This is a genomic window from Acidovorax sp. HMWF018, assembly GCF_003061035.1.
GTDB lineage: Bacteria > Pseudomonadota > Gammaproteobacteria > Burkholderiales > Burkholderiaceae_C > Acidovorax > Acidovorax delafieldii.
On record NZ_QAIM01000480.1, the window covers coordinates 32,338 to 33,397 of the forward strand.

Annotated in this window: 1 protein-coding gene; it reads left to right on the forward strand. The window is 64.6% G+C overall.

What is annotated here, in order from left to right:
• On the forward strand, window positions 1-1,060 hold a 1,060-nt coding region (locus DBR23_RS31325; protein ID WP_233250615.1), incomplete at both ends, for an ABC transporter ATP-binding protein.

Genomic DNA, 1,060 nt, shown 5'->3' on the forward strand with positions numbered 1-1,060 from the left:
GGCCCAGCGCTTTCGCGATGCCAACCAGCACAACCTGGAGGTGAACGACAAGCTCAACAAGACCTGGAGCCTGTTCACCCCCACGGTGTCGCTGCTGACTGAAATCGGGCTGCTGGTGGTCTGGGCGTTCGGCATCTGGCTCGTGTCTCGCAACCAGATCACGGTGGGTGTGCTCACCGCCTTCATCGCCTACATCGGGCGGTTTTACGGGCGGCTGGATTCGATGAGCCGCATCGTTTCGGTCACCCAGAAGGCCGCTGCAGGCGCCAAGCGCATCTTCGACATCCTGGACCATGTGAGCAACGTGCCCGACCCGGCCCAACCCGTGAAGGTGGACAAGGTGCAGGGCGCCATCAGCATGCAGGGCGTGGGCTTCCGTTACGGCAGCCGCGCGGTCATCAAGGGGCTGGATCTGGACATCCGCCCCGGCGAGATGATCGGCTTGGTGGGCCACAGTGGCTCGGGCAAGAGCACGCTGGTCAATCTGATCAGCCGTTTTTATGACGTGAGCGACGGGTCCATCCAGGTCGATGGCATCGACATCCGCCGCTTTGCGGTGGCCGACTACCGCCGCCACATCGGCCTGGTGCTACAGGAGCCTTTCCTGTTCTTTGGCACCATCGCGGAGAACATCGCCTACGGCAAGCCCGAAGCGACGCGCGAGGAAATCGTGGCCGCCGCCCGTGCCGCCCATGCGCATGAATTCATCCTGCGCCTGCCGCACGGCTACGACTCGCTGGTAGGCGAGCGCGGCCAGGGCCTGTCGGGCGGCGAGCGCCAGCGCATCAGCATTGCGCGCGCTCTGCTGATCGATCCGCGCATCCTGATCCTGGACGAGGCCACCTCGGCGGTGGACACCGAGACCGAAAAGGAAATCCAGAAGGCGCTCGATAACCTGGTGCAAGGCCGTACGACGATCGCCATTGCCCACCGCCTGTCCACCCTGCGCAAGGCCGACCGCCTGGTGGTCATGGACCGCGGCGAGGTGGTGGAAGTGGGCCCGCACGATGAATTGATGGAAAAGCAGGGCGCCTACTGGCGGCTGTACGAAGCCCAGGCC